29 protein-coding genes, 1 tRNA gene and 1 other RNA gene are annotated in these 25245 nt (G+C 68.6%); 14 read left to right on the top strand and 17 right to left on the bottom strand.

The window, feature by feature from the left end; all coding sequences use genetic code 11:
• Nucleotides 1-280: 280 nt before the first annotated feature.
• The 8 genes from MX571_RS02945 to MX571_RS02980 all read left to right on the top strand — a co-directional run bounded on the left by MX571_RS02945 (nucleotide 281) and on the right by MX571_RS02980 (nucleotide 4845).
• Nucleotides 281-1135, top strand: coding sequence for an NAD+ synthase (locus tag MX571_RS02945; protein ID WP_247414103.1), 855 nt, complete (start codon nucleotides 281-283; stop codon nucleotides 1133-1135).
• Nucleotides 1136-1230: 95 nt separating this feature from the next.
• Nucleotides 1231-1701: a universal stress protein gene (locus tag MX571_RS02950; RefSeq protein ID WP_247414104.1), complete on the top strand. Its 471-nt coding sequence runs from the start codon at nucleotides 1231-1233 to the stop codon at nucleotides 1699-1701.
• Nucleotides 1702-1754: 53 nt separating this feature from the next.
• Nucleotides 1755-1828, top strand: a tRNA-Phe gene (locus MX571_RS02955).
• 435 nt (nucleotides 1829-2263) lie between these two features.
• Nucleotides 2264-3205, top strand: coding sequence for an alkaline phosphatase family protein (locus tag MX571_RS02960; RefSeq protein ID WP_247414105.1), 942 nt, complete (start codon nucleotides 2264-2266; stop codon nucleotides 3203-3205).
• Nucleotides 3206-3319: 114 nt separating this feature from the next.
• Nucleotides 3320-3748 (top strand): DoxX family protein, encoded by a 429-nt coding sequence (locus MX571_RS02965; protein WP_247414106.1) that lies wholly within the window; start codon nucleotides 3320-3322, stop codon nucleotides 3746-3748.
• Between the two features lie 111 nt (nucleotides 3749-3859).
• Nucleotides 3860-4054, top strand: coding sequence for a cold-shock protein (locus MX571_RS02970; protein ID WP_247414107.1), 195 nt, complete (start codon nucleotides 3860-3862; stop codon nucleotides 4052-4054).
• Nucleotides 4055-4056: 2 nt separating this feature from the next.
• On the top strand, nucleotides 4057-4251 hold the full coding sequence (locus tag MX571_RS02975) for a cold-shock protein (RefSeq protein WP_247414108.1): 195 nt from the start codon (nucleotides 4057-4059) through the stop codon (nucleotides 4249-4251).
• A gap of 201 nt (nucleotides 4252-4452) precedes the next feature.
• Complete coding sequence (locus MX571_RS02980) at nucleotides 4453-4845, top strand: hypothetical protein (RefSeq protein ID WP_247414109.1); 393 nt, start codon at nucleotides 4453-4455, stop codon at nucleotides 4843-4845.
• Nucleotides 4846-4872: 27 nt separating this feature from the next.
• Here the strand turns inward: MX571_RS02980 and MX571_RS02985 are convergent, their stop codons facing one another.
• Nucleotides 4873-5712: an aldo/keto reductase gene (locus MX571_RS02985; protein ID WP_247414110.1), complete on the bottom strand. Its 840-nt coding sequence runs from the start codon at nucleotides 5710-5712 to the stop codon at nucleotides 4873-4875.
• A gap of 171 nt (nucleotides 5713-5883) precedes the next feature.
• Here MX571_RS02985 and MX571_RS02990 point away from each other — a divergent pair, with 171 nt between their 5' ends.
• Both MX571_RS02990 and MX571_RS02995 read left to right on the top strand, forming a co-directional pair.
• Nucleotides 5884-6072, top strand: a complete 189-nt coding sequence (locus MX571_RS02990) for a hypothetical protein (protein ID WP_247414111.1) — start codon at nucleotides 5884-5886, stop codon at nucleotides 6070-6072.
• Between the two features lie 100 nt (nucleotides 6073-6172).
• Nucleotides 6173-6334 carry a hypothetical protein gene (locus MX571_RS02995; protein WP_247414112.1) on the top strand — a complete coding sequence of 54 codons (162 nt, stop codon included), beginning with the start codon at nucleotides 6173-6175 and terminating at the stop codon, nucleotides 6332-6334.
• 29 nt (nucleotides 6335-6363) lie between these two features.
• On the opposite strand, the gene MX571_RS03000 is transcribed toward MX571_RS02995, so the two are convergent.
• The 5 genes from MX571_RS03000 to MX571_RS03020 all read right to left on the bottom strand — a co-directional run bounded on the left by MX571_RS03000 (nucleotide 6364) and on the right by MX571_RS03020 (nucleotide 11461).
• Nucleotides 6364-7563, bottom strand: a complete 1200-nt coding sequence (locus tag MX571_RS03000) for an MFS transporter (protein ID WP_247414113.1) — start codon at nucleotides 7561-7563, stop codon at nucleotides 6364-6366.
• A 71-nt stretch (nucleotides 7564-7634) separates the two neighbouring features.
• Entirely contained in the window at nucleotides 7635-7874 is a 240-nt protein-coding gene (locus tag MX571_RS03005) for a hypothetical protein (protein WP_247414114.1), read from the bottom strand.
• A 23-nt stretch (nucleotides 7875-7897) separates the two neighbouring features.
• Nucleotides 7898-9205 carry a DUF7405 family protein gene (locus MX571_RS03010; protein ID WP_247414115.1) on the bottom strand — a complete coding sequence of 436 codons (1308 nt, stop codon included), beginning with the start codon at nucleotides 9203-9205 and terminating at the stop codon, nucleotides 7898-7900.
• A gap of 83 nt (nucleotides 9206-9288) precedes the next feature.
• Nucleotides 9289-10302, bottom strand: a complete 1014-nt coding sequence (locus tag MX571_RS03015; RefSeq protein ID WP_247414116.1) for a DUF7282 domain-containing protein — start codon at nucleotides 10300-10302, stop codon at nucleotides 9289-9291.
• 115 nt (nucleotides 10303-10417) lie between these two features.
• On the bottom strand, nucleotides 10418-11461 hold the full coding sequence (locus tag MX571_RS03020) for a glutathione S-transferase family protein (protein ID WP_282594453.1): 1044 nt from the start codon (nucleotides 11459-11461) through the stop codon (nucleotides 10418-10420).
• Between the two features lie 315 nt (nucleotides 11462-11776).
• Here MX571_RS03020 and MX571_RS03025 point away from each other — a divergent pair, with 315 nt between their 5' ends.
• On the top strand, nucleotides 11777-12307 hold the full coding sequence (locus tag MX571_RS03025) for a 50S ribosomal protein L16 (RefSeq protein ID WP_247414117.1): 531 nt from the start codon (nucleotides 11777-11779) through the stop codon (nucleotides 12305-12307).
• A 337-nt stretch (nucleotides 12308-12644) separates the two neighbouring features.
• Nucleotides 12645-13511 carry an ATP-grasp domain-containing protein gene (locus tag MX571_RS03030; protein ID WP_247414118.1) on the top strand — a complete coding sequence of 289 codons (867 nt, stop codon included), beginning with the start codon at nucleotides 12645-12647 and terminating at the stop codon, nucleotides 13509-13511.
• Nucleotides 13512-13539: 28 nt separating this feature from the next.
• Here MX571_RS03030 and MX571_RS03035 read toward each other — a convergent pair whose 3' ends face one another.
• The 4 genes from MX571_RS03035 to MX571_RS03050 form a co-directional block, all read right to left on the bottom strand.
• On the bottom strand, nucleotides 13540-14430 hold the full coding sequence (locus MX571_RS03035) for a hypothetical protein (RefSeq protein WP_247414119.1): 891 nt from the start codon (nucleotides 14428-14430) through the stop codon (nucleotides 13540-13542).
• A 38-nt stretch (nucleotides 14431-14468) separates the two neighbouring features.
• A complete protein-coding gene (locus MX571_RS03040; RefSeq protein ID WP_247414120.1) occupies nucleotides 14469-15596 on the bottom strand; it encodes a matrixin family metalloprotease in 1128 nt (375 codons plus the stop codon).
• A 285-nt stretch (nucleotides 15597-15881) separates the two neighbouring features.
• Nucleotides 15882-16233, bottom strand: an RNA gene (rnpB, locus tag MX571_RS03045) — RNase P RNA component.
• 47 nt (nucleotides 16234-16280) lie between these two features.
• Nucleotides 16281-17426 (bottom strand): nicotinate phosphoribosyltransferase, encoded by a 1146-nt coding sequence (locus tag MX571_RS03050; RefSeq protein WP_247414121.1) that lies wholly within the window; start codon nucleotides 17424-17426, stop codon nucleotides 16281-16283.
• A gap of 193 nt (nucleotides 17427-17619) precedes the next feature.
• Between MX571_RS03050 and MX571_RS03055 the strand changes: the two genes are divergently transcribed.
• Nucleotides 17620-18006 carry a hypothetical protein gene (locus tag MX571_RS03055; RefSeq protein ID WP_247414122.1) on the top strand — a complete coding sequence of 129 codons (387 nt, stop codon included), beginning with the start codon at nucleotides 17620-17622 and terminating at the stop codon, nucleotides 18004-18006.
• A 76-nt stretch (nucleotides 18007-18082) separates the two neighbouring features.
• On the opposite strand, the gene MX571_RS03060 is transcribed toward MX571_RS03055, so the two are convergent.
• Nucleotides 18083-19384: an Hvo_1808 family surface protein gene (locus MX571_RS03060; protein ID WP_247414123.1), complete on the bottom strand. Its 1302-nt coding sequence runs from the start codon at nucleotides 19382-19384 to the stop codon at nucleotides 18083-18085.
• Nucleotides 19385-19387: 3 nt separating this feature from the next.
• Nucleotides 19388-21067 carry an Hvo_1808 family surface protein gene (locus MX571_RS03065; protein WP_247414124.1) on the bottom strand — a complete coding sequence of 560 codons (1680 nt, stop codon included), beginning with the start codon at nucleotides 21065-21067 and terminating at the stop codon, nucleotides 19388-19390.
• An 80-nt stretch (nucleotides 21068-21147) separates the two neighbouring features.
• Between MX571_RS03065 and MX571_RS03070 the strand changes: the two genes are divergently transcribed.
• A complete protein-coding gene (locus MX571_RS03070) occupies nucleotides 21148-21720 on the top strand; it encodes a cysteine hydrolase family protein (RefSeq protein WP_247414125.1) in 573 nt (190 codons plus the stop codon).
• A gap of 30 nt (nucleotides 21721-21750) precedes the next feature.
• Here MX571_RS03070 and MX571_RS03075 read toward each other — a convergent pair whose 3' ends face one another.
• From MX571_RS03075 to MX571_RS03095, 5 genes are all read right to left on the bottom strand, one after another.
• Nucleotides 21751-22374 (bottom strand): hypothetical protein, encoded by a 624-nt coding sequence (locus tag MX571_RS03075; protein WP_247414126.1) that lies wholly within the window; start codon nucleotides 22372-22374, stop codon nucleotides 21751-21753.
• 46 nt (nucleotides 22375-22420) lie between these two features.
• Nucleotides 22421-22870: a PaaI family thioesterase gene (locus MX571_RS03080; protein ID WP_247414127.1), complete on the bottom strand. Its 450-nt coding sequence runs from the start codon at nucleotides 22868-22870 to the stop codon at nucleotides 22421-22423.
• A gap of 47 nt (nucleotides 22871-22917) precedes the next feature.
• Nucleotides 22918-23364, bottom strand: a complete 447-nt coding sequence (locus tag MX571_RS03085; RefSeq protein ID WP_247414128.1) for a hypothetical protein — start codon at nucleotides 23362-23364, stop codon at nucleotides 22918-22920.
• Nucleotides 23364-24647 (bottom strand): right-handed parallel beta-helix repeat-containing protein, encoded by a 1284-nt coding sequence (locus MX571_RS03090; RefSeq protein WP_247414129.1) that lies wholly within the window; start codon nucleotides 24645-24647, stop codon nucleotides 23364-23366. Before MX571_RS03090 ends, MX571_RS03085 begins: the two co-directional genes overlap by 1 nt.
• A gap of 80 nt (nucleotides 24648-24727) precedes the next feature.
• Nucleotides 24728-25240, bottom strand: a complete 513-nt coding sequence (locus MX571_RS03095) for a halocyanin domain-containing protein (RefSeq protein ID WP_247414130.1) — start codon at nucleotides 25238-25240, stop codon at nucleotides 24728-24730.
• Nucleotides 25241-25245: the final 5 nt, after the last annotated feature.

Genomic DNA, 25245 nt, shown 5'->3' on the forward strand with positions numbered 1-25245 from the left:
GCGTATTCAAATCGGGGAGAGCGGACTGAACCTCATCACTCGTGAGCGGAGCGAGCGGCGACGAGTGTGAAGGACTCCTCGACCGATTTGTGCAGCGAGCGACCAGCGGGAGCGAGTGAGTTCAAATCGGGGAGAGCGGACTTCTTCGTGACCGAACCGGGGAGCGAAGCGACTCGGACCGGTCAGCTCTCCTCGACTGTGGTCCACTCTATCACCCACCAAACGCCGCGTACACGCTTCGTGTGGCTTTTCTGTCTTCCGCGACGACGCATTGGCCATCATGGCGAGTCTCCACCAGCAGACACGAGACGAGATCCGACCCATCGACCTCCGGTACTCCGACGAGGAGCTCGGTGCACAGGTCGACGACCTCACCGAGTTCATCCGGGAGCGAGTCGACGCGGCGGCTGTCGACGGCGCGCTCGTCGCCCTCTCGGGCGGCGTCGACAGCACGACCGTCGCGCATCTGGCGGTCGAGGCGCTCGGAGCCGACTCGGTCCACGGCCTCCTGCTCCCGAAGGCGGTCAACACCGACGAGAACATGAGCGACGCCGAACGGGTCGCACAGGACCTCGGCATCACCTACGACGTGCTCGAGATCGACGACGCAGTCGACGAACTGCTGGAGACGTACGACGCCGGGTCCGACAGCGACTCCGAGGGCCGCTGGGAGGGCCGGTACGTCGGCAACACGAGCGCCCGCGTGCGGATGACGCTCAACTACCTCGTCGCGAACTACGAGAACAAGCTCGTCGTCGGGACGGGCAACCGCGCCGAACTCGCCACCGGCTACGTGACGAAGTACGGCGACGGCGGCGTCGACTGCAACCCGCTGGGCAACCTGTACAAACAGCAGGTCCGACAGGTCGCCGCCTACCTCGGCGTCGACGAGTCGCTCGTCCAGAAGACGCCGACCGGCGGGATGGTCGACTACGACACCGACGAGGAGGAGTTCGGCGTCGACTACGACACGCTCGACGCGATTCTCGCGCTCCACGTCGACGGTGGCGTCCCGGCCGCGGCGACCGCTCGTCTCACCGGCTCCTCGCTCGACGAGGTGGAGTACATCGTCGAGATGCACGAGGACAGCGAACACAAGCGGACGCCGCCGACGGTGCCCGAGCCGCGTTCCTGAGACGGGAGACGGCGCCGAGCGACTGCCGACCGACACCGACCGACGACGGCTGACCCGAACCTACAACTAAGGGACACCCCCGCGCACGAGGCCACATGTACGACCGAATCCTCGTCCCCGTCGACGGAAGCGACATCGCGTACGCGGCCGCCGACCACGCGTTCGACCTGGCGACGGCCGTCGACGCGGAAGTGCACGTCATCTTCGTCGTCGACGAGAGTATCGAGAAGATGCTGCTGTCGACCCACAGCATGCGAACCGTGCTGGAGTCGTTGCGCGAACGCGGAGAGGAGGTGCTCGACACCGTCGAAGAACGCGCCGACACGGCGGGCGTGTCGGTGACGACCGAACTCGGTCACGCGGTGCAGGTCCACGAGGCCATCGTCGACTACTGCGACGAGCACGACGTCGACCTCGTCGTGATGGGCACCAGCGGTCGGGAGGGCTTCGACCACCTCGTCGGGAGCACGACCGAGCGGGTGCTGATGGCCTCCTCGATACCCGTCCTCGCCGTCTCTCCGGAGGGCGTCCTCGACGGGCCCGCCGGCGAATCCGACGGCGAGTGACGCCGGCCGTTTCGAAACGCTTTTTCAGGTCCTCGGCTTCGGTGGGTATGCGAGCCGCCTTAGCTCAGACTGGGAGAGCACTCGACTGAAGATCGAGCTGTCCCCGGTTCAAATCCGGGAGGCGGCACTTCTGTGATTTCACACCGACGAGCGAAGCGAGTCGCGTTGAAATCCAGAGTGAAACCCATGCGGATTTGAAGCAGCGAGCGACCGAAGGGAGCGAGTGGGGTTCACAATCCGGGAGGCGGCAGACGTCTGCTGCCGACAACGCGAACGAGTAGTGCGAGGTCGGAAGACGACCTCGGTAGCGAACGGCCAAGCCGTGAGCGGAGCGAGTGAACCGTCGCCAGCGAATCTGCTCCCGACCGAGTCTGTACGAGACCAGACACGCGCAGCGAAGCGAGCACGTCCGGGCGTGGTTCGGACTCAAGGGAAGCCACGGTCGTTCTCCCGAAGACTCCGCGTCCGCCCGAGATTCCGACTCGGTCGTAACCTTCCCGAAAACACACCAAACAAGCTACAGAAAGCCCAAATACGCGCTCGTGGATGGTTCAGAGAACAGATGTACTCGGTGTCCAGTATCGCGAACGCGATACGTAACCCGCGGGTGGTGTGCGAGGAGGCGAACCTCCTCTACCAGCACGGGTTCGGCTTCCGCGAGACGGCCGCCCACAACGAGAACGGCGTCGACATCCTCTCGGAGGACTGGGACAACCTCGTCATCCTCGACGCGTGCCGGTACGACACGTTCCGGGACCTCGCCTCGGAGTTGCCGGGGACGCTGACGAAGGCGGAGTCGAAGGCCTCCGCGACGAACCTGTTCCTCCGAGCGAACTTCACGGACGAGGAGCTCCACGACACCGTCTACGTCACGGCGAACCCGCAGCTGTACCGTATCGAGAACGGGGTCTACGACGTCGAGCCGATACACGTCGAGTTCCACGACCAGATCGACGTCTGGCAGGACCAGTGGCACGACGAGTACCGGACCGTGATGCCGGAGGTGGTGACGGAGGCGGCGCTCGACGCCGCCGAGCGGTACCCGAACAAGCGGCTCATCGTCCACTACCTCCAGCCCCACGCGCCGTACATCGGGGAGACGGGAGTCGAACACCTCCCGACCGACTACCTGGACTTCTGGGGGTCGTTCAACGACGGCGAGATCGACGTCCCGCTGGAGACGGCGAAGCAGGCGTACCGCGAGAACGTCGAGGTCGTCCTCCCGCACGTCTCGACGCTGCTCGCCGAGTTCGACGGGAAGACCGTCGTGACCGCCGACCACGGCGAGTTGCTGGGGGAACGCGACTCGCCGATTCCCATCCGGCGATACGGCCACCCCGCGTACGCGAACGTGCCCGCGCTCCTCGAAGTGCCGTGGCTGGAGTACGAGACCGAGACTCGCCCGGACATCGTCGCCGAAGCGCCCGAACAGGCAGCGAGCCGCGGCGGCCCCGATTCGGACGTGGTCAGAGAGCGACTCCAGGACCTGGGGTACGCGGAGTAGCCACGCGGGAGCGCCGAGGGTGACGGCTGCTGGAGGAACGCGCGGTCCTCGGAGGAAGGCCACGTCTGCCGGGGGACCAACACTCTTGACCCGCGGTATCGAGGCTCTACCGACATGACCGACGACGCTCCCGACGACCGGACTCGATTCGAGCGGCCGCTGTGTTACGTGATGGGACTGCTCTACGTAATCGCGGGCGTGTTGCACTTCGTCGCACCGAAGGTGTACGCCCGCATCGTACCCCCCCAGTTTCCCCGGCCGGTCGCCCTCGTCTACCTCTCGGGCGTCGCGGAGATCGTCCTCGGCGTCGGCGTGCTGGTCCGGCGAACGCGCCAGCGCTCCGCCTGGGGCGTGATGGCGCTGCTGGTCGCCGTGTTCCCGGCGAACGTCTACATGGCGACCAACGACCTCGCGAGCGGGGCCGTCCCCGACCGGTACGGGAGCGTCGCTCGACTGGCCGCGTGGGTACGGCTCCCGCTCCAGGGTGTACTGCTGTTCTGGGCCTGGTTGTACACGCGCCCGCTCCCAGAATCTTCCGGGTGAGCCACCGAGGACCGCCACGAACGGTCACGAGAGCCGACGCGTCGACGGTACAGCCATGATACCACGACCCGCGGAAGTCTTATCACCGGAAGGCCGTTCCAGTTAGAGGTAATGGCGAAAGGCAGCGTTGACTTCTTCAACGACACTGGCGGCTACGGTTTCATCGAGACGGACGACGCGGACGAGGACGTTTTCTTCCACATGGAAGACGTCGGCGGCCCGGACCTCGAAGAGGGACAGGAAGTGGAGTTCGACATCGAGCAGGCCGACAAGGGCCCGCGCGCGACCAACGTCACCCGACTCTAATCATGGCGAAAGGCAAAGTCGACTTCTTCAACGACACGGGCGGCTACGGCTTCATCGAGACCGACGAGGAGGACGAGGACGTCTTCTTCCACATGGAAGACGTCGGCGGTCCGGACCTCGAAGAGGGTCAGGAAGTCGAGTTCGACATCGAACAGGCAGACAAGGGTCCGCGCGCGACCAACGTCACCCGCCTGTAAGACGCGTCGTTCTCGAACGACGAACCACGATTCTCGGTATTTTTACCCGGCGAAGAGCGACGGCGCCGAGCGTTCGTCGCCGAACTGACGGGTCGAGGACCCTCGATACAGTCTCGACGGCCGCGACCGGACGGTCCGAACGCCGACCGACGGGCGTCTGACTGAGATTGATAACCCTCGACACTGAAGCGTCCCATCCGAATGGGAGCACAGCATCGGGACGCCTCCTCGCTCGAACAGCAGTTCAGTCCGACGGTGGCGAGGAGCGTCCAGACGACGTGGCGAGCGGTCGTCCGGCACGTCCGCACGCTGTTGGTCGGCCTCTCGCCCGTCCACTACGAACCGGGGGACATGCGCAGGGAGTACCGCTGGACGCGGGCGGCCATCGTCGGTGCGGCGACGAGTCTCGGCGTCGCCTTCGCCGTGCGGTCGGTGCTGACGGGGCTGTTCGTCGCGTTCTTCTCGCCGGGGCTGTCGCTGGTGACGCTGTTCAACGTCGCGCTGACCGTCGCCGTCGTCGGCGGGATGGCCGGCGTCGCGGCGGTCCGCGCGGCCGACTTCACGCGGTTCAGACGGCAGCGACGGCGGTTGTGAGCGGCCCCGCTACGACGGGCCGACGCCTCACTCGCTGAGCCGGTTGTACTCGTCGTCGGTGAGCTCCAGCGACGACGCGCCGACGTTCTCTTCGAGGTGGTCGACGCTGGAGGTGCCGGGGATGGGCAGGGTCACGTCCGAGTGGTGGAGCAGCCACGCCAGCGCCACCTGCATCCGGGAGGCGTCGTGGGCGTCGACGACCTCGTCGAGCACCTCGCCCTTCTCGCCGAGGTCGCCCGCGCCGACGGGGAAGTACGGAATGAACCCGATGCCGTACTCCTCGCAGGCGTCGAGGACGTCCTGATGCTCGCGGTTGCCGACGTTGAAGTTGTTCTGGACGGTCGCCACCTCGACGTGGTCGCGGGCCGTCTCCAGCTGGTCGACCGAGACGTTCGAGAGGCCGACGTGCCGGACGAGACCGTCGTCCTTCAGTTCGCCGAACGTCGTCACCGACTCCTCGAAGTCGGTGTCGGGGTCGGGTCGGTGGAACTGGTAGAGGTCGATGGTGTCGGTCCGGAGGCGGTCGAGCGAGCAGAGCACCTGGTTGCGGATGTAGTCCGGGTCGCCGTGGGGGAGCCAGTCGCCGTCGCGGTTGCGGAGGAGACCGGCCTTCGTCGCGACGACGGCCTCGGCGGGTTCGAGCGTCTCGCCGATGAGTCGCTCGCTGACGCCGGGGCCGTAGGAGTCGGCGGTGTCGATGAAGTCGACGCCGAGGTCGACCGCCCGTTCGAGGACGTTCTGCGCCGCCTCCTCGTCGTCGGGCGCTCCGATGATGTCGTCGCCGCAGAGTCGCATCGCGCCGAAGCCGAGTCGGTGGACCGTCAACTCGCCGCCGATGTCGAACGTGCCGCTCTCGTTTGCAGTCATCACCCCACCTCCGTCCCGACGCCCGAAAGCCGTTGGCGCAGGGGCAACGACGACCGCGAGTCGACGAGCCGAGACGGTCGTTCGTCGCGGCGTGACTCTGTCGCGGCGTGAGACTCCCACGGCGTGGGAATCGGAGACACCCACTTATCCGTCCGCGACCTCTCGACGAGTATGACCGAGACCGCAGCGTTCGTACTCACGCTCGTCGGCGGCGGCGCACTCGCGGGTGTGACCGTGGCCGGTATCGTCCTGATGAAACGCGTCCTCGCCCCGAACCCACCGGTAGCGCCAGAGTCCGAGACCGTCGTCGAGAGCGTACCGGACGACGACTCGGCCCGGTCCGAGCGAGGGGCTGTCTAGGGGCGCGGTGTCTAAGGCGTTTAACCACACACCGAGGGCACGGGAACGTATTATGAGACTAGTCCGCGAGTTTATATGCTCGTAGCGGCCGGATTCGGGTATGTCCACGACGCTCCAGCGCCCACGTGACCCGACCGACGACACGGACGCCGACTCGCTCGCCACCGACGCGACCGACTGCCCGGACTGCGGTGAGTCGGTCGTCGACGGCCAGGGCCTCGTCGCCTGCACCGACTGCCACTGGACCGGCATCTACGCGTAAGACGACCGCACCTCACGTCTCCGCGGCCGTCACCCACGACCACCCGCCAGTCTCCTCGATTCCGGTCGTCGTCGAAGCCTGAGCATCGCTAGCGTCCCGACCACCGGACCGACGGCGAGCGGTGCGAACGCCCACCGCCAGCCGACGGCCTCGGCGACGAGCGGTGTCAGCTGGATGGAGACGGTCGTGACGAGGAAGCCCACTGCGGTCTGGAGCGTCAGCGCCGTCCCGACGTACTGGGGCTCGGCCAGTTCGGTGAGCGCCGTCGAGAACTGCGCGGAGTCGGCGACGATGGTCCCGCCCCAGACGACGAGGAACGCGACGAGTGCGACGAGCGGCGCGTCGAACAGCGCTCCCGCGGCGAGACAGGCCGTCCCCGAGACGACCATACTCGCGCTCGTCACCGTGGTTCGGCCTACGTCGTCCGCGACGACGCCGGCCACGACCGCACCGAGCGCCCCCACGCCGATGGTGAGGAAGGCGAGGCCGGAGGCGAGTCGCGCGTTCCCGACGGACCCACTCGCAGCGAGGTACGCGGGAATCCACGTCCAGACGGCGTACAGCTCCCACATGTGCCCGAAGTAGCCGAGGTTCGCCAGCACCGCGGGCCGGTTGCCGAGCAGTCTGCGGACCGCTCGCGGGTCGAACGGTGCCGTCGGAGCCTGGTAGGGCCCCTGTTCGACCTGGAGCGCGAGCAGTCCGCCGACGACCGCGAGCAGCGCGGCACCGAGCAGGACGGCCCGCGGGCGGCCGACGCCACCGACCGCGCGGAGGAGGTGCGGGAGCGCCGACCCGACGGTGAGCGCGCCGACGAGCGTCCCGATGGCGAACCCGCGGCGGTCCCGGAACCAGCCAGCGACGAGTTTCATCCCCGGTGGGTAGACGCCTGCGAGGGCGACGCCCGTCAGGAACCGCAGGGCGATGGCCGGGAGCGCCGCGTCGACGAACAGCGCGATGGCGACGGTGGTGGCCGCGCCGAGCCAGGCCGAGACGGCGACGAGCACGCGCGGTCTGAACGTGTCGGACAGCGTGAGGAGGGCGCTGAGGAGGGCACCGACGACGAATCCGACCTGCACGGCGCTGGTGAGCCACGCTCGCTCGACCGCCGAGAGGTCCCACTCCGCGGCGAGGTCGGGTGCGACGGCGGTCGCGCTGAACCACAGCGCCATGACGAACAGTTCGGCGGTCGCCAGCAACCCGAGCGCCCGCCACTTCCGGTCGAGAGCCACGGCTACCGTTGGACGGACGAGGAGAAAAGGCGAGTGCGGGGCGGAGCGGACCCGGTCGTGGCGGTGGCGACCTACTCCCAGAGAATCTCGGTGCCGCCCTCGTGGCCGTGTATCTCCTGCACTTCGCGGATGTTGTCGTAGATGTTGAGGCTGCCGACGTCGGTGGTCCACGCGACGACGCACTTCCCGTTGGGCGGCGGGAACTGGACGCCGTAGGCGACGACGCCGGTGCCGGAGACGCCGGTCTCGTCCTCGCTGCGGTACAGCGCGAACTTGCGGAACCGCGGGTTCTGCGAGAAGGGGTCGGGCATACCTCGTGGTTCGTGGCGACGGGTTACTGTGTTTCGCTCCCGGTCGGCGTCGGCAGCGAGCGCAACTCGCGGGGCGGAATCAGGAAGTTGCCGCGGTTGCGGACGAAGATGTACTCCAGGATGCCGTTGTTCACCCGCTGGCGGACGGCCGGGGTCGCCTGCGTCGCGTCCTCGCCGTTCATCGCGGTGCGGACCTCCTCGAACGTCGAGATGCCGCGCTGGAGCGACGGGAAGTGGAGGCTGGCCACGTCGTCGTCGGTGGACTCGAAGTGTCGCCGGAGCAGGCGGACGTTCCCCTCGTCGTCGCGGTTCGCGCGGGCCGCCTTCTGGGCGTGGCCGACCCGGCCGTACTCCTTCGCGTCCTCGACGACGCTGTCGAGGAACTGGTCGATACCGCTGTCGTCTTCGAGGTTCTCGCCGACGCCCTCGACGAGGTTCTGGTCGCCGTGCTGCGGGCTGAACATCTCCATCACGCGCTCGTCGAACTCCTGTTCGACGTACCAGTCGTCGAGTCGCTGGCGGATGTTGGCGACGTGCTTCGTCGTCCCGCCCGCGAACGGCCCCTCGTCGAGGGCGACGTAGTCCTCCGTCGCCTGGTTCTGCTGGAACCCGGCGGCGAACCCCATGAACAGCGGCGACTCCTCCGGGATGGGGTTGTCCTCCGGGACGCCGTTCAACTGCGTCTCCTCGGCCTTCTGATGGGGGAGGCCGGGACCGACGAACCCCGTCCGACGGTCGTCGAGGTCGAGCACGTCGGTCAGCGCCGTCTCGACGGTCACGCCGTTGGCCTCCTCGACCTCCCCCCGCAGCGCTTCCTCGGCTTCGAGGAGGACGTCGGCCCGGTCGCTGACGAGGTGGAGCAGCGCGTCCTGCGTGTCGAGCGTCGGCTGTTCGAACGCCGAGAGGCGACGCGGCGGGAGCAGGTCGACGCTCTCGGGCAGCGACTCGTCGAACCGGTCGAAGTACGACGGCGAGTAGCCGACGGAGTAGACGAGCCCCTCGTTCGAGCGTTCGTAGGCACGGTCGAGCGTCGACAGCGCCGTCTCGACGCCCTGCCGTGCGTCGGCGTCGGGCGGACCGTCGCTCGGGAGCGTCAGGTACCACAGCACCTGGTGTTCCGGGAGGAGGTCGTTGCCGTGCTCGTCGTGGCGGATACGGTCGTTCCACGCGAACTGGCGGCGCGGGAGCGACGCGGGGTCGGTGCCGGTCGGGACGGGCTCACGGTCGTCGCCACGGCCGACGACGTCGAGACACGCCGACAGCGCGCTCGCACCGCCGAGCGCGACGACGCCCTTGAGGAACTCACGGCGCGGCAGGTCTCCCGAGACCATCAGCGACGCACCCCCTGGAGGAGCGACCAGCGAGAACGGACCATGACGGGCCTAGCCGACTCGCGAGAAAGGCCCTTTCGGTGTCAGCGGCGGTTTCGAGAGCCGAACCAGACGAGGGGGACGAGCGCGACCAGGGCCGTCAGGGCGGCGACGACGCCGAACCCCGGCCCGACGCCGCCGGAGTCGGTCGACCCATTCTGTGCTGCGGCCGAGGGAGTGCCAGCGGTCGGTGACGATTCGCCCGCGGTCGGCGACGAGTCCCCTCCCGCCGCCGTCTCGTCGGGCGTGTTGATGCTGGGCGGCGTCGGTGTGTTCGCCCCCGAGTCGGTCCCGTTCGCCCCGCTCTCGGCGACGGTCACCGGAAGCACCGTCTGGACCGGCACCTCGCCGGCGAGTATCGGTCGGTCGGCGTCGCCCAGCGTCCCGTCGCCGTCGTCGCGGTACAGTTGCGTCCGGACGGTGAACGACCCCGACTGCGACGCGACGTACGAGGCGTTCAGGTCGACGGTGACGTCCTCGTGCGTGCCCGCAGGGAGGGCGCGCGTGCCGACCACCGCGTCCGTCTCGTCGTCGCGGACGACCAGCAGCCCGTCCTCGGGGAGCGTCGCTCGGCCGACCGAGAGGGCGGAGCTGGCCGTCGACTGGCCGAGGTAGCCACGTCCGGTGACGAGGGCGGCCTCGCCCTTGCCGACCGCGATGCGCTCGGCGACTGGCTCGTCGAACAGCGTGAACACCGGGTCGTCGGCGTCGTACTTGCCGTCGCCGTCGGTGGCGTGGAGCGCGACCCACACCGTCCGGTTCTCGCCCCAGTCCCGCCAGGCGTCGTCGTCGACGGCCACCTCGACGTTGCGCTGCATGCCTCTGGCGGCGAGTCGGGTCGACCCGAGCGCCTCGCCGAGTTCGCCGCCGTCGTCCGCGTGGACCACCAGGTGTGCTGGCTGGGAGGCGAAGACGGACTCGACGACGACGCTCCCCTCGGCCGACACCTGGCTGGTCGCCGTGAGGTGGTTCGAGTGGGCGCTGACCGGGAACGGGACCGTCGCCAGGACGAGGAGACAGCAGCAGGCGAGGACCGCGGTGGAGGGCGGGCGGCGCATGGTCGGCCTACGCGAGCGGTCGGAAAATGACTACCGGGTCGCGTTCGGCTCACCGGAGCACGTTCAGGCGAGAGTCACGTCCGTGCGACCGAGCCACCTCACCCTGCTCGTCGAGTCAGTCGTCGGCCGTCGCTCCGGTCTCTCGGAGCGCTTCGGGAGGACCGCCCGGCAGTCGGTCGCGGTCGTGGGGCGCGAGGAAGTCGTGGTCCGGGCCGACGGCGACGATGCGCTTCGGGTTGACGTCCTCGTGCGTCGTGTAGTAGTGTTCGCGGATGTGCTCCATGTCCACCGTGTCGGCGACGCCGGGCAACTGGTACAGTTCGCACAGGTAGTTCCAGAGGTTCGGGTACTCGGCTATCTTCCGCACGTTGCACTTGAAGTGCGTGTGGTAGACGTCGTCGAAGCGGACGAGCGTCGTGAACATCGCGATATCGGCCTCCGTGAGCACGTCGCCCGCGAGGTAGCGCTGTTCGCCCAGCACCTCCTCCCAGCGGTCCAGCGCGTCGAACAGGTCGCCGACCGCGCGCTCGTAGGCCGCCTGCGTCTCGGCGAATCCCGCCCGGTAGACGCCGTTGTTGATGGGGTCGTATATCTCCTCGATGGCCCGGTCCACGTCGTCGCGGTGGCCCTCGGGGTAGAGGTCGACGTCACGCGTCGCCAGGTCGTCGAACGCGACGTCGAGCATCCGCATGACCTCCTCGGACTCGTTGTTGACGATGGTCTCCTCCTGCTTGTCCCACAGCACCGGCACCGACACGCGCCCGGTGTAGTTCGGGTCCGCCGCGACGTACGCCTCGCGCAGGTAGTCGAAGCCGTTGACCGAGTCCTCCGTACAGCCCTCCTTCTCGGGCGTGAACTGCCAGCCGTCGTCGTCGCGGTACGGGTCGACGACGTCCACCGAGACGGCGTCCTCCAGTCCCTTCAGCGCCCGCGTGACGAGCGTCCGGTGCGCCCACGGGCAGGCGTAGGAGACGTAGAGGTGGTACCGACCGGATTCGATGGGGAACTCGGCGTCCGGGTCGGGGGCCTCACCATCCTTCACCTGCTCGCCGCCGACCCAGTTCCTGAAGCTGGTCTCGTCGCGGTCGAACTCGCCGTCGTCGTCGGCCAGTTCGTACGCGTCGGTGCGCCACTCGCCGTCGACGAACATGTTGACCATGTACCGAGTTAGGGGCTGGACGGGAATAGGCACACAGGTGACACCGACGTCACCGGGCGATAGCAGTGTGACGAAGATGGAGCGATAGCCGGCCAAACAGAAAACGGAACACCAGCGGTCGCAGCCGCGAGCGAACGCAGTGAGCGAGCGGGCCAAGGAGCCCCCGAAGGGGGCGACGCCGGTTTTTAGTCCAGGTTTTGCCAGCGAGCCGTGCGGTGACCGCCGAGCGCTAGCGAGGCGTGTCACCGCACCGCGAGCGCAGCAAAAAGTGGGTTCGAAGGCTTTAACCCCGAACTGCTCCTCGCTACTCGTAATATGTCCGATAAACCTGCCTCGATGTACCGGGACATCGACAAGCCGCCATACACCCGGCGAGAGTACATTACGGGGATTCCCGGCTCGAAGATCGCCCAGCACAAGATGGGCGACATCGAGGCCGACCCCGACGACTACCCGGTCCAGATCAGCCTCATCGTCGAAGAGTCCGTCCAGCTTCGACACGGCTCGCTGGAGGCCTCGCGCCTCTCGGCGAACCGCCACCTCATCAAGGAGCTGGGCGAGAAGAACTACAAGATGATCCTCCGGAAGTTCCCCCACCAGGTGCTCCGGGAGAACAAGCAGGCGACCGGCGCGGGTGCGGACCGTGTCTCCGACGGGATGCGCCAGTCGTTCGGGAAGATCGTCGGCACCGCAGCGCGCGTCCACGAGGGCGAACAGCTGTTCACCGCGTGGTGTACGCCCGATCAGGCGCCCGTCGTCAAGGACGCCTTCCGCCGCGCGTACAACAAGATCACGCCGCCGTGCCGCATCAAGGTCGAACGCGGCGAGGAACTCCTCGTCTCGTAGAGGCTGCGACACCTCCTCGCTCCCGGGCGCCGAAGGACCGCTGGCTTCGTACTACGACCCCACTCTCTCCCCGTTCTCCACCCGTCGAGCGGTCGCTCCGTTCCGAACCTCTTTGAGTGAGAGCGGCCAACTCCGGAGCGATGGGAAGTCACGTGCGATCCGAGGAACTCGCTTCCGTCAGGTCAGAACGGAAACCGGAACCGCTCGGGACGTTTCTCTCCGGTCACTACGCAGGGGAAGCTATCGAACCGGTCGAAGAGGCTCGACGACTTCGACGGCGCGAACACGAATGAGGCTCGTCGTCGACACGGACGTCCTCGTCACGGTGCTCGTGTAGATGCTCCGCCTCGCAGTCTGCACCGATGCAGAGACCCTCGCCCGTATCCGCGACCCGCTGGCCGAGCGAGATATCCAGGTCGAGTACGTCCGGCCCGACGAGCGGACGTTCGCGCTCGGCGACGACCCGACCGACCTCGGCGCGTTCGACGTGGGACTGGTCTACCCCACTCGACTCGCGGAGGGTGGCGTCGTCGACGCGGTGCTCGACGTACCGTGGGTGAACGACCGCGAGGCGGTGCTGCGCTCCCGGCACAAGGGTGAGGCGCTGGCCCGCCTCGCTCGCGCCGGGGTGTCCGTTCCCGAGTCGGTGGTCGTCTCGAACCCGACCGACGACGGAGCGCTCCGCGAGGCGTTCGAGCGGTTCGACGCTCCCGTCGTGGTCAAGCCGAACTCGACGACGCGGGGGACGGGCGTCACGAAAGTCCACGACGTGGACTCCTTCCTCGGCGTCACCGACTACCTCTCGCTGGTCCACGACTACCGCGCGACCGGCGACAAGTCCTTTCTCGTCCAGGAGTACCTGCCCGATGCGACCGACTACCGGGCGATGGTGGTCGACGGCGACTGCGTCGGCGCGGTCGAACGTCGCCTGCCCGACGAGGCACGCGAGGCGGGACAGTGGAAGCACAACGTCCACCGGGGGGCGCGGGCCGAGGGCGTCTCGCTCCCCGACGACCTGCGACGGGTCGCTGAGGACGCCGCGGCGGCGCTCGACGTGGACTATCTCGGCGTGGACCTCCTCGTGACCGACGACCGGGTCGTCGTCGGCGAGACGAACGCCCGGCCGACCGTCGACGACGAGACGAAGTACGACGACGGGTTCTACGACGACCTCGCGGCGCTGGTTCGCTCGCGCGTGACGTGAAGCGGTCTCGGGTCGACGACCGCGAGCGTCAGCCCTCGACGACGCCGACGTAGAGCAACAGCAGCGCGAACAGTCCGACGACGGCGGCGAGGTACCAGCCGTAGACGCCGCCAGTGAGCACGACAGCCGCGCCACAGACTACGAGCAGGCAGAAACCGAGCGCACTCGCGGCGAGTCGGACCTGCGGGTTCGACCGCCGACCGCCGGGGTCGGGGTCGTCGGGGTCGGTGGCAGTGGCGTCGAAGACGGCCGCCGCGTCGGCCGCGTGTTCGGTCGGCACCGGAATCCAGCGTGGGTTCGAGAGCGACCCGGGACGGCGTGGGTAGCGCAACCGGAACACCACGAACGGGCCGAGCCGAGTACGTTCGTACCCCGAGAACCCGTCGAACGACTGCGCGACGGACGCCGGTTCGACGACGTACGTCCGGCTCGACGGGTCGAGCCTGGCCTCGGTGGAGACGAAAGCGACGACGACCGCCGCACCGAACCCGACGGCGATGAGCGCCGGGGCAGCCGGGAACCACAGGTACGCCGCGATGGCCACGACGAGCGCGCCAGGTGTGGCGACGGCGAACCGGGAGCGGCGTGTCGACGGGTGACGACGGCGCTCCAGCCTACGCACCTCGGTGTCGAAGAGGTACAGCGCGCCGACTGGCGAGAGGACGACGCGGAGCGTTCCGAACGCGACTGCGAGGACGAACACGACTAACGCGCCGGGAGAGAGACCACCGGTGAGGACCGACCCCAGTATCGCGAGCGTCGCCAGCGCGACCAGGACGACGACCGTCGCGGCGCTCGCCAGCGCGGTCCGGACGAGCGCGACCCACCGCAGCCAGCGTACCGTCGTCGGGTCGTACTGCCACTCGACGGGCGGTGGCGTCGACGTAGCTGGAGGGTCGTCCGTCCGGGGGGAGGGCATCACCGGTGGTTAGCAGGACGACACGAAAAGCGTCGGGGTCAGCGCCACCACTCGGTGCGGCGCTCGGCGGCGGAGGTCGTCTCCCGGAGCGGTTCGGGGTACTCCGCGTCGCTATCGAGGCTCAGGCCGCGGCCGACCCACCGGGCGACGTGCCAGGCGACGGCCTCGGTGTCGAGGTTCGCGATGGTGACCTCCAGTTTCGAGTACGTCTCCAGTCGGCCGTCGCCGTCGGGGTCGTACCCCTCCACCCGACCGCACGACCCACGGCGGGTCCCACACTGCAGGTCGTCCGCGAACCGGACCACGACGTCCGCCCGGCCGGGGTCGTCGACCCGGACGAACGAGACGTTCTCGGGGACGGTCCCCTCGGCGCCGTCCTCGAAGTAGCCGAGTGCGGCGGCCACCTGGCGCTCGGTCGCCTGCCGGTCGTCGGCGTCGCCGTAGTCGACGTACACCGAGAGCGTCGAGTGGTTCCACGCGAGTTCGCGGTCGGTCGCGTCGGTCTTCGGCTGGGTCGTGAGCATCGTCTCGCCCGCCATCACCTCGCTGGGTTCGTCGTCGTGGCCGAGTCCCAGCGTGTGACCGAGTTCGTGTTCGAGGACGAGCGTCGTCGAGTTCGCGTCGAAGCCCGTCTTGATGCGCACGACTGCGGGCCGGTCGACCGGACCGCGGGTGATGTACGGCGCACAGCCAGCGACGTGCTGTTCGCGCCCGCAGTCGCGGATGTCGTCGACGAACTGCACCACGAGGTCCGCGTCGCTGGTGTCGCTATCCTCGTCCAGCAGTCGGTAGTCGACGGCGTAGCCCGCGTAGTGGCGCGAGTTCGCCTCCCAGAAGTCGAGCGCGTCGCGGACGGCCGGGCGGACGTCGCGGCCGGCCGAGACGTTCGCGTCGTCGACGGCGACGGTCAGCGTCTCCTCGTCGTACGGGTTGTCGACGGCGGGGACGGGCGTCGACCCGTCGTTCCACGCGGCGTCCCGCACGTCCCGTTCCTCGCCGTCGCCGTCGGAGCCGTCGTCCGGCGTCGAGCCGGTTCGCGGCGGTTGGGTGGCGTCACCGGGCGTCTCCACGTCACCCTCGCCCGGTTCGGGGAGGGAGACGGGAGCCGAACAGCCCGCGACGACGATACACAGGAGGACGGCGAGAACGGCGACCCGTGTTCTCATCTACACCGTATACAGGTAGGAACGGGATGACCCTTGTGGCCTGAAGGTTAGTCCGGATGACGTGTCGGAGACCGGGCGACGAGGCAGGGCAGCGGTATCACCAGCGCACTCGGTGCGAGCGAACGAAGTGAGCGAGCGGGCCACGGAACCTTCGAGGACGCGAGTGAAACGAGCGTTCGAGGAGGTGACTCCGGTTTTTAGTCCAGGTTTTACCAGTGAGTCGGCTGGTGGCCGCCGGGCAACGTGAGGCGTGCTACCAGCCCGCGAGCGCAGTAAAACGTGGCGGGCTGCGAGCCGTAAGCCCCCTTCTGTTCTGACCGGCATTCGGCTGAGCGCCCGCGACAGGCCGACCGTGCTGGTCGTCTGCCGGGCTACCTTGACGTCGCGGGCTTGCACCGGCGAGGGTTCGCCGTTCCATCCGTTCTCTCCGTTCTTCCCTCGGCGGGTCGACTCGCTTCCCTCGCGGGTCGCTTCTCGCGCCTCATGGGTCCCGGAGAGGGGTCTCGTTTCTGTTCCATAGCCGACGGTCTCCCGTCCCGGGCGTGTGCCCGGTCGCCTGCCCGGCCGGTGGGGGGACTTTCCTCGTTTGCGTCACGTGGCGAACCACGCGCGCCACGGTGGCCGGTCACTCGCTGCCCAGACGTACCTAACCCACAGCGTGGCCTAAGTCGTTCGGTTAGTCGACTACTCGGTCCCGGTGGCGAACCCGACTCGCTCGGCGTCCCTCGCGGCACGCTCGGCGGCCGCGTCGACGTCGAAGTCGGCGACCACCTCGCCGTCGCGGACCAGCGGTTCGAGCAGCGACTCGGCGTCCTCGGGGGCGTCGTCGTCCGCCGGCAGGACGAGGTGCTCGCCGTCGGCGGTGCGGTAGACGGCCTTCGGACCCGGCAGTTTCCCGCGTTTCGCTCCCCGCTCGCCCGCCACCTCGACGATGTCCAGCGCGAAGTCGATGGGGTCGGCGTTCGAGACGAACCCGCCGACGCCGAACCCGTCGGCCACGTCGCGTAGTTCGCGGAGTTCGTCGGGGCCGAGGCCGCCCGAGCAGAACACCTCGACGTCGTCGTAGCCCGCGTCGTCGAGTTTCCAGCGCACCTCGCGGACGATGTGGCGGAAGTCGCCGCGACGGGAGCCGGTGGTGTCGAGACGGACGCCGTCCAGGTCGATGGTCTCGGCCGCTCTGAGGGACTCGTCGGTCTCGTCGGTGTAGGTGTCGCAGAGCGCGATTCGCGGGGTCCCCTCGGGCGACGCCTCGTCGAACGCCGTCCACGCCGCCTCTTGCTCGCCGGGGCCGAAGCAGATGACCAGCGCGTGGGGCATCGTCCCCGACGCCTCCCGGTCCAGATGTTCGCCCGCAGCGACGTGCGAGAAGCCGTCGAACCCGCCGACGAGCGCCGAGCGCTCTATCATCGTCGCGATGGCCGGGTGGACGTGGCGCGCACCGAAGGAGAGCAGCGAGGAGTCGGGGGCCGCGCGACGCGCTTCGAGGGCGCTCGTCGCGACGCCGGAGGCGTGCGAGAGGAACCCCAGCAGGGACGTCTCGTAGCGCGCGAAGTCGGTGTAGGTGCCCTCGATGCGCATGACGGGGCCGCCGTCGAACAGCGTCCCCTCCGGGATGGCGTCGACGTCGACCGGGAGGCCCGAGAGCAGTTCGGCGGCGTTCTCGACCCCGGTGAACAGTTCGAACTCGCCGTCGGGGAACTGGTCGGCCGTCACTTCCGCGACGACGTGCGGGTCCCGGTCGGCGTGACGGAGGGCGGCGACGGTCCGGTCGAAGTAGGCGTCGGTCGCCGTCCCCTCGCGGATGGCCTCCGCGGAGACGATGTCGAACATGGATACCCCGAGGTACACGTCAAGTACGCAAAAAGCGGGCGGGTCGCGGGTCGCTGACGATGGCGACGCGAATCGCGTCAGCACCGAGGCGACAGGGCGTTTCGGCTCCGACGGTCGAGTCTCGGGACGAGCAGTCCGGGCGGGGACACCGACGAGAGGAAACCGTATAAGCGAAAGAGATAGAGTATCCAACATGAATGGATCCCTCTACGATCGGTCGACCATCGTGACCGTTCTCTGCACGCTCGGTGTGCTCGTCGTGATGCGCCGGGCGCTGGAGCGATTCGTCGGGGGCGAGCCACTCGGCGACGAGCTATCGATGCTCGTCGTCGGGACGCTCGTCCTGGTGTCGATAGCCGGATTCCGGGTCGCGGACTGGACGAAGGGGAACGGCCACCTCACCGACAGACAGGACAGAGTTGCACTCCTGTCGCTGCTCGGCGTCGTCATCGGCGGGTGCGTGGCCGTGCTCTACTACCTCCCCCACGCCCCCGAGGCGATCGGGGTGCTCATCGTCGCCGTTCCGGGGGCGCTGATACTCCTCCGCGACACGTTCTCCGGAAGAGCGCCGAGCAGGTGACCGAGGGAGCGTAGCGGCTCGAAGAGACGGCTCTTCCACACGTCACCCATGACGGCCGCTGGTAGGACTAGCCGACTCACCCGCTCCCGTGGACCGCGTCCAGGTCGGCGCGCGTCGGCGCGTTGACGACGGTGACCGTCGCGCCGTCGCGCGTCACCCGGAAGGCGTCGGCGTACGGTCCGGACGGGACGACGTAGACGTCGCCAGCGGGACGCGTCGCGTTCTTCGAGGTCAGGAGGTCGCGATACGCGCCCACGAACTCGCGGGCGTCGCCCTCGGAGTCCCACGCCAGTCGCCAGACGTAAGCGCTCTCGCCCGTCTCCGCGTTCCGGTAGGGGACGAGCTGGTCGCCGGCCCAGCCCGTCGAGGCGGGGTGGGAGTAGTCGTACCGCTGGTGGTCCTCCAGCACGCCGTTCGTCTGGAGCATGGTGTAGACGCCCACCTCGCCGAGTCGGTCGGTCGGCGGGTCGCGGCCGAGGCGCGTCCAGTCGTCGGCCGACTCGTCGGCGACGGTCACGTCGGCGACCGGTTCGTCGGGGTAGCGTGCGGGGTGGATGGTCTGTTCGGTGCTGTCGGGGAACTGTTCGTACGCGTCGTTCACCGCCTCCCAGCCGCCCCGGTCGTGGATGGCGCGGACGAACGCCGGGCCGTCGACGTACGGCTGGATGATGGCCTGGTAGATGCCGCGGTTGAACGACCCCGGCGCGTCGGGACCGTCGGGCCGGGCGAGGCAGTCCCACTCGCTCTCGCAGCGCTCGCTGTACAGCGACTCGACGTAGTTGGCGTCGCCCTCGACGAGGCCCTCGCGGGCGCGCGACCCGTCGAACGTCGGCGTGCGCGGCCCGAACCCGAGGTGCTGGTCCTGCAGCGCGTGGAGCAGTTCGTGAGCGAGCGTCCGGGTGTCGAGCGTCGGCGTCTCGCTGTCGCTGACGATGACGATGCGCCCGTTCGAGTAGAAGCCGACGACCGAGTCGCCGAAGACGGTGTCGTAGGCGGCGGTGGCGTCCGCGTCCTCGCCGACGGTGAACAGCGCCTCCCAGCGCTGGTTGACCAGAGCGCGTTCGCCCGCTCCGGGCGTCCCGGCGTCGCCCGACTGGTACTCCTCGCGGGTCACCAGTTCGACCGTCACCGTCTCCTCGAACTCCAGCCCGCGAACCTCCTCGACACGGGCCATCGTCCGGGCGAGCACCGCGTCGCGTTCGCTCGCGTTGAGGCCGTCGCCCGTCGTCACCGGGAGCGAGTCGGTGGCGTTGTAGCCCGCCTCGTAGCCCAGCCCCTCGTTCGGGTCGGGCGTCGACGGCCCGATGCTCGGGAGCGAACAGCCGGCGAGGACGGACAGGACGACGAGGACCGCACAGCAGACTGCGGGGCGTCGCATGCGTTACTCGCGTCGGGCGAGCGCCGCGACGGTCAGCAGGGCGAGCACCGCGACGACGACGCCGAAGCCGGGACCGGAGCCGTCGGAGGAGTCGGTGGTCGTGACGGCGTCAGCCGTCCCGTTCTCGCCACCCTCGCTCGTGTCACCGTCGGTGCCGTTACTCGTCGTGTCGGTGCCGTTCTGCACCGCCTGGACCGTGATGGAACTGTCGACGCCCGAGAGGTCGTCGACGGTCGGCGCGTTGACGATGGTCGTCGTGTTCCCGTCGACGGTGACGTGGAACGCGTCGGCGAAGCCGCCGTCTTCGACGACCCACGTGTTCTGGCCGGCCTGGGTCGCCCCCTCGTACTGGAGGAGGAGCTGGTAGCCCTCACGGAACTCCTGGGCCTCCTCGGGGGAGTCCCAGTGCATCTTCCAGACGTAGCCCGTCTCGTTGGTCGACGCCGAGTCCTCGGTGACGTACGGCAGGAGCTTGTCGCCGTCCCAGCCGCTCGTCCACGGCTGTTCGTACTTCAGGGGGTCGAACGAGTCGACCTGGTTCGACCCGTTCAGGTTGTAGATGTCGCGGGGACCGAGCAGCCCGCCGGTGAACTGCGTCTCGAACGAGGGAGCCATGAACATCGCGGCGAGGCCGGCCTCGCCGAACTCCGCGTAGTCGACGCTCCCCTCCAGGTCGAGGACGTTCCACTGCTCGTTCGACCGGTCGGTGATGTTGACCTGCGTCGGCGCGTCCTGCTCGTACTTCTCGGGGTGGATGGTCTGCTCGGTCGAGGCGGGCGGGTTCTCGTAGATGGCGTTGACCGCCTCCCAGCCACCGCTCTCGTGGATGGCGCGGACGAACGCCGGGCCGTCGCTGTACGGCTGGTAGATGGTCAGGTAGAGCCCCCAGCTCGGCGGGGCCTGGCTCGCGCCGGAGCCGTTCGAACTCCCCGCCGTATCGGTGAGACAGTTGCCCCAGCCGTTCTGGGTGTCCTCGGGGGAGCCACACCGCTGTTCGTAGAGGTAGTCGACGTAGTTGCCGTCACCCTCGAGGATACCGTCGATAGCGTTGTGCTGCTCGCGGGTCGACTGGTCGAACGACTCGATGTCGAACTGCTGGTCCTGCAGCGCGTGGAACAGCTCCTGGGAGAGCGTCACCTCGTTCAACTGCGGGGACTCGCTGTTCTCCGAGACGACGACGATGCGGTCCTCGGTGGGGCTGTAGTAGCCGCCGACCGTCGCCCCCTGGTTCGCCTGCTGGACGGAGACGGCGTCTGTGGACTCGTTGACCATGAACATCGCCTCGTACTTCACGTTCTGGTGGAGACGGTCCTTCGCGGAGGTGTTGCTCGACCGCTGGTTCGTCTCCTCCTGAAGCTCTTCGCGGGTGTAGATCTCGACCGGAACGTCCTGTTCGAACTCCAGCTGGCGGACCTCCTCGACGCGGGCCATCGCCCGCGCGACGACGGCGTCGAGTTCACCGTCGTCGAGGCCGTCGCTCGGGTCCACGTCGATGCTCTCGTTGTACCAGTAACCGTTCTCCCAGCCGAGGACGTCGGAGTCGGGGTCGGAGGGCGCTCCGTCTTGGACCGAGTCGGAGGCCACGTCGCTCGTGGGGACCGAATCGGGGGTGGCGAGCGCCGTCGCGGGTGCCAGCACCGTGAGCACCGCGAGGGCGACCGCCAGCAGTGCAGGGCGTCGCATACCACTGGTACACCGGGCCACACAATGAAACCCCTGTTGTCGACGTGACGGTTTTTTCGCCCCGGTCCGTACACCCGGGCATGGAACTCGACCCCACCTCGACGGCGGTGGTCGTCGTCGACATGCAGAACGGCTTCTGTCACCCCGACGGAACCCTCTACGCGCCCGGTAGCGAGGAGGCGCTCGACCCCGTCACCGGCGTCGTCGACCGGGTCCGCGAGGCGGGCGGCCGCGTCGTCTACACCCGCGACGTCCACCCGCCGGAGCAGTTCGACGGCAACCACTACTACGACGAGTTCGACCGCTGGGGCGAACACGTCGTCGAGGGGACCTGGGAGGCCGACCTGCACGAGGACCTCGACGTCCGCGAGGACGACCACATCGTCGAGAAACACACCTACGACGCGTTCTACGAGACGGAACTGGAGGGCTGGCTCCGGGCGCACGGCGTCGACGACCTGCTGCTCTGCGGGACGCTGGCGAACGTCTGCGTCCTCCACACCGCCGGGAGCGCGGGACTTCGGGACTTCCGCCCGCTGCTCGTCGAGGACGCCATCGGTGCGCTCGAACCCGACCACCGGGAGTACGCGCTGGACCACGCCGACTGGCTGTTCGGCGAGGTGGTGACGCTGGACGACGGGACCTTCGACTGACGGCGGCGCGTGTGATGCCGGGGGAGCGCGTCAGCAGACGCTGTAGGTCATCCCGAACCCGTCCTCCGGCGAGACGTAGACCAGCACGGTGCCGTAGCAGGTGGTGGTCCGGATGGTCATCCGTTCCGTCCTCCCCTCGTACGTCGCGGTGACGGTGAGACGACGGTCGCCCGCCAGGTCGAGCGACTCGACGTTGAACACCTCGCGCTCGGCGTGCGCGGCGACGGTGTACGTCTCGGCGTGGTAGACGGTACCTTCGTCGGTCTCCTCTTCCCGCGGTTCCTCGACGGTGATGACGACCGACGTCTCCGCATTCGTGCGGTTCTCGACGACTATCGGGTGGTCGTAGCTCACCTCGTTCGTCGGGTAGACCGTGTCCGTGGGGTCGCCGTCGGTCGGTCGAGGGCGGGAGTCTTCCTTCGGGGTCGGGGTCCGGGCTGTGGAGGGAGTGTCCTCGATGGGCGGTTCCGTCGTCGGGAGTCCGGTCGTCCCGTCGGGTGTGTCTGTCGAGGACGTGCCGCGGTCAGTCGTCCCGTCCCCGCCACCGCCGGTCGAGTCGTCGAGACAGCCAGCGACGGTGACGGTTGCGAGACTGGCGGCGGCGGTTCGGAGGAGACGGCGGCGCGAGGGGCCTGTCGGACGTTTGGGGGCCATACGCCACCTGTCAGCGCGAACGCCCTAAGAGCCGTGAAGGGTCAAGTCAGCCCTGAAACAGTCGGTACGCCCCCTGTCCGACCGCGACGGGCTTCACACCCTGGTCGGGCACGTCGCTCGTCACCGTCACCTGACTGACGCCGACGGACCCGCCGGTGCGGATGACCTCGGCGGTGGCGGTCATGTCCCCCGCGGCGCGCCGGAGGTAGTTGACGTTGAGGTTGATGGTGGCGACGCCGCCGTGGATGGGGTCGTCGAGCGAGGGGCGGTGGGCGATGCCGCCGGCGGTGTCGATGAGCGTCGCGGCGATGCCGCCGTGCATGGTCGGCGGCGACGTCGGGTTGGTGAGTTTCTCGTCGAACGGCACCGAGAGCACGATGTGGTCGTAGGCGAACTCCTCGACGGTGGTCCCCAACCAGGAGAGGTAGCCGTGTTCCGATTCGATGAACTGCTGGAGCGCCTCCAGCGCCCCCGGCGGCAGGTTGTCCTCGGTCATACGACCTCTCGACCCGGTGACCGTTTGTAGGCAGCGGTCGAACGAGGTCAGCGGTCGGGGAGCCGACTTCTGATGCGCGGGACGAACGGACCACTCGCCACGCGGTAGCCGACGAGTGCGGGGACCAGCGCAACAACCCAGAACAGCAGGACGAACAGGAGGTCCGTCGCCGAGACGAGGTGTGCCAGCGGGTCGGCGACGTTCAGTGCGAGCACGAGTTCGTAGACGACCGGAATCAGGGCGACCAGCGCGGCGAGGGCGTACAGTCCGAACGCGACCACGCTGCGACGGGTGCCCCGACTGTAGAACAGTGCGCCGAAGCCGACGGCGGCGAGGACGAACGTGACGGTCCGCGGCAGGACGTCCGCGAGGAGCCACGCCGCGAACGCGCCGAGGATGAGGGCGAACACGACGACCAGACCCGTCGTGACGGCGTCGTGGGAGCGGTCGAACAGCGACCCGACACGGTCGCGAATGGCGTCACTCGTCGACATCACTCCTCACCTCGTGGAACGGCCTCGCGCGGTGGCGCGTCGCGCGCGTTCGGCATGCGCTCCAGTTCGTCGAACGGGGGTTCGGGGGCGGTGCGCCAGTCGCCGCGCGGCGCGCCGCCCGCGTCGAGTTGCGAGAACTGCTCGAACAGCACCATCGTCACCCACGGGTCGCCGCCGAGGATGCGCGTCCCGCCGTTCAGCCCGCCGGGACGGGCGGTGTCCGCGGTGTTGTCCTCGAAGACGTTGTCGCCGTCCTGTGGCGCGCCGACGGCGAGGTCCGCGCGTCCCGACCCGGAGACGTCGTTGCCGACGAAGCGGTTCCCGCGCGGCGGGTAGAGGTTGTCGTCGAGCATCGGGACGGCGACGATGCCGAAGTTGGCGTGGTCGCGGACGGTGTTGCCGACCACCTCGTTGTTCACCCCGCCCGCGACGTTGATGCCCGTGCCGAACGCGGCGTAGCCGAACGCCTCGTCGGGAGCCTCGGCGTTGTCGTTCGACTCGACGAGGTTGTTCTCGATGCGGGCGCTGTCCTGTGGCGGGTTCGCCTCGCTATCGAGGGAGTTCGGGACGATGCCGCCCATGTTGTTCCGCCAGACGGAGTCCCTGACCGTGAGGTAGCCCCCGGCGTTCGTCCCGGAGTAGCCGATGGCGTTGTGCTCGGAGCGGACGTTCTCGATGACCGCGTGGCAGGGTTTGCACTGGCCGATGTAGAACCCCGAGTCGGTGTGGCCCGAGGCGTAGCAGTGGTCGTAGCGACCGTGCTGGCTGGCGATGTTGTAGATGCCGTACACCCGGTTGTTGTACGCGGTGAGGTACGACCCGCGCCACCCCGACACCGAGGACCAGAAGAAGCCGTTGCGGACGTAGTGGCGGGCGGTGAGGTTCTCGACGACCACGTCGTCGACGGTGGCGAGGACGCCGTCCTCGCGCTTGAACTCGCCGTCGAGGATCACCCCGTTGCGGTCCGTCCCCCGGATGGTGAGCCGCGGCGTGTCGGTCACCTCGACGGCCTCGGGGTAGACGCCCGGTTCGACCAGCACGAGGTCCTCCGGGTCGGCCGCCTCGACGGCGGCCTGGATGGTGTCGTACTGGCCCGGCACCTCGTGGACGGTGTAGTCCTCGTACGCCCGTGGCTCGCCGCGCGGTGGCTGCCCCGCCGGGAGCCCGCCGTCGTCCGACTGCGAGGTGGCCCTACCGACGAGGTGCTCGCCCGCGAGTCCCGCCGCGCCGACGGTACCCGCTGCGCCCATCGCTCGGAGGACGTCACGGCGTCGATGCGTCACGGTTCACCCCTGTCACGTGGAAACATGACACTACCCTTGGACTACCTCGGCTTAACCGCTCCGCCCGTAGACCTGCCTCGTCAGCGACCGTGCGACGCGGCGGTCGTCGACTCCTCGACGACGGTGACGCCGCCCTTCATGCCCTGGTTCTGGTGGGGGACGCAGTAGTACGGGAACGTCCCCGCCTCGTCGAACGTGTGCTCGAACGTCGAGCCCTGCTTCTGGTAGTAGTCGCTGAGGAACGCGCCGTCGTCTTCTTTGACGTTGTGGCTCCCGCCTCGACCGACCCACTCCCAGACGACGGTGGTGCCGGGACTGACCTCGATAGCTGCCGGGGCGAACGCGAGGCCGTCGTCGGCCCCGACCTCCACCGTCGTCCGGTCGGTGCCGGTGCGGTCGACGAACCCGTCGTAGTTGTCGACGCCGTCGAACCAGCTACCGTACCCGTCCGGGCCGTCGCCGCCACCGCCGCCGTCGTTCAGACACCCGGCACCGACGGCCAGCGTTCCGGCGACTGTCGCGACGAACGCGCGGCGACTCGTCCGCCCCGCCGCGTCGGAGTGGGCCGCGTCCGGGACCTGTGGAGGCTGCACAACCC

Source organism: Halomarina salina (genome assembly GCF_023074835.1).
GTDB classification, from domain to species: Archaea; Halobacteriota; Halobacteria; order Halobacteriales; family Haloarculaceae; genus Halomarina; species Halomarina salina.

Excerpts from the sequence above, each read along its gene's own strand:
- MX571_RS03080 (WP_247414127.1), bottom strand. The coding sequence starts at position 22,870 with ATGACCGAGGACAACCTGCCGCCGGGGGCGCTGGAGGCGCTCCAGCAG.
- MX571_RS03040 (WP_247414120.1), bottom strand. The coding sequence starts at position 15,596 with ATGAGAACACGGGTCGCCGTTCTCGCCGTCCTCCTGTGTATCGTCGTC.
- MX571_RS03085 (WP_247414128.1), bottom strand. The coding sequence starts at position 23,364 with ATGTCGACGAGTGACGCCATTCGCGACCGTGTCGGGTCGCTGTTCGAC.
- MX571_RS02980 (WP_247414109.1), top strand. The coding sequence starts at position 4,453 with ATGGGAGCACAGCATCGGGACGCCTCCTCGCTCGAACAGCAGTTCAGT.
- MX571_RS03075 (WP_247414126.1), bottom strand. The coding sequence starts at position 22,374 with ATGGCCCCCAAACGTCCGACAGGCCCCTCGCGCCGCCGTCTCCTCCGA.
- MX571_RS02960 (WP_247414105.1), top strand. The coding sequence starts at position 2,264 with ATGTACTCGGTGTCCAGTATCGCGAACGCGATACGTAACCCGCGGGTG.
- MX571_RS02970 (WP_247414107.1), top strand. The coding sequence starts at position 3,860 with ATGGCGAAAGGCAGCGTTGACTTCTTCAACGACACTGGCGGCTACGGT.
- MX571_RS03070 (WP_247414125.1), top strand. The coding sequence starts at position 21,148 with ATGGAACTCGACCCCACCTCGACGGCGGTGGTCGTCGTCGACATGCAG.
- MX571_RS03055 (WP_247414122.1), top strand. The coding sequence starts at position 17,620 with ATGAATGGATCCCTCTACGATCGGTCGACCATCGTGACCGTTCTCTGC.
- MX571_RS03065 (WP_247414124.1), bottom strand. The coding sequence starts at position 21,067 with ATGCGACGCCCTGCACTGCTGGCGGTCGCCCTCGCGGTGCTCACGGTG.
- MX571_RS02975 (WP_247414108.1), top strand. The coding sequence starts at position 4,057 with ATGGCGAAAGGCAAAGTCGACTTCTTCAACGACACGGGCGGCTACGGC.
- MX571_RS02950 (WP_247414104.1), top strand. The coding sequence starts at position 1,231 with ATGTACGACCGAATCCTCGTCCCCGTCGACGGAAGCGACATCGCGTAC.
- MX571_RS02990 (WP_247414111.1), top strand. The coding sequence starts at position 5,884 with ATGACCGAGACCGCAGCGTTCGTACTCACGCTCGTCGGCGGCGGCGCA.
- MX571_RS03060 (WP_247414123.1), bottom strand. The coding sequence starts at position 19,384 with ATGCGACGCCCCGCAGTCTGCTGTGCGGTCCTCGTCGTCCTGTCCGTC.
- MX571_RS03030 (WP_247414118.1), top strand. The coding sequence starts at position 12,645 with ATGCTCCGCCTCGCAGTCTGCACCGATGCAGAGACCCTCGCCCGTATC.
- MX571_RS02945 (WP_247414103.1), top strand. The coding sequence starts at position 281 with ATGGCGAGTCTCCACCAGCAGACACGAGACGAGATCCGACCCATCGAC.
- MX571_RS03015 (WP_247414116.1), bottom strand. The coding sequence starts at position 10,302 with ATGCGCCGCCCGCCCTCCACCGCGGTCCTCGCCTGCTGCTGTCTCCTC.
- MX571_RS02995 (WP_247414112.1), top strand. The coding sequence starts at position 6,173 with ATGTCCACGACGCTCCAGCGCCCACGTGACCCGACCGACGACACGGAC.
- MX571_RS02985 (WP_247414110.1), bottom strand. The coding sequence starts at position 5,712 with ATGACTGCAAACGAGAGCGGCACGTTCGACATCGGCGGCGAGTTGACG.
- MX571_RS03050 (WP_247414121.1), bottom strand. The coding sequence starts at position 17,426 with ATGTTCGACATCGTCTCCGCGGAGGCCATCCGCGAGGGGACGGCGACC.
- MX571_RS03035 (WP_247414119.1), bottom strand. The coding sequence starts at position 14,430 with ATGCCCTCCCCCCGGACGGACGACCCTCCAGCTACGTCGACGCCACCG.
- MX571_RS03025 (WP_247414117.1), top strand. The coding sequence starts at position 11,777 with ATGTCCGATAAACCTGCCTCGATGTACCGGGACATCGACAAGCCGCCA.
- MX571_RS03020 (WP_282594453.1), bottom strand. The coding sequence starts at position 11,461 with ATGGTCAACATGTTCGTCGACGGCGAGTGGCGCACCGACGCGTACGAA.
- MX571_RS02965 (WP_247414106.1), top strand. The coding sequence starts at position 3,320 with ATGACCGACGACGCTCCCGACGACCGGACTCGATTCGAGCGGCCGCTG.
- MX571_RS03010 (WP_247414115.1), bottom strand. The coding sequence starts at position 9,205 with ATGGTCTCGGGAGACCTGCCGCGCCGTGAGTTCCTCAAGGGCGTCGTC.
- MX571_RS03005 (WP_247414114.1), bottom strand. The coding sequence starts at position 7,874 with ATGCCCGACCCCTTCTCGCAGAACCCGCGGTTCCGCAAGTTCGCGCTG.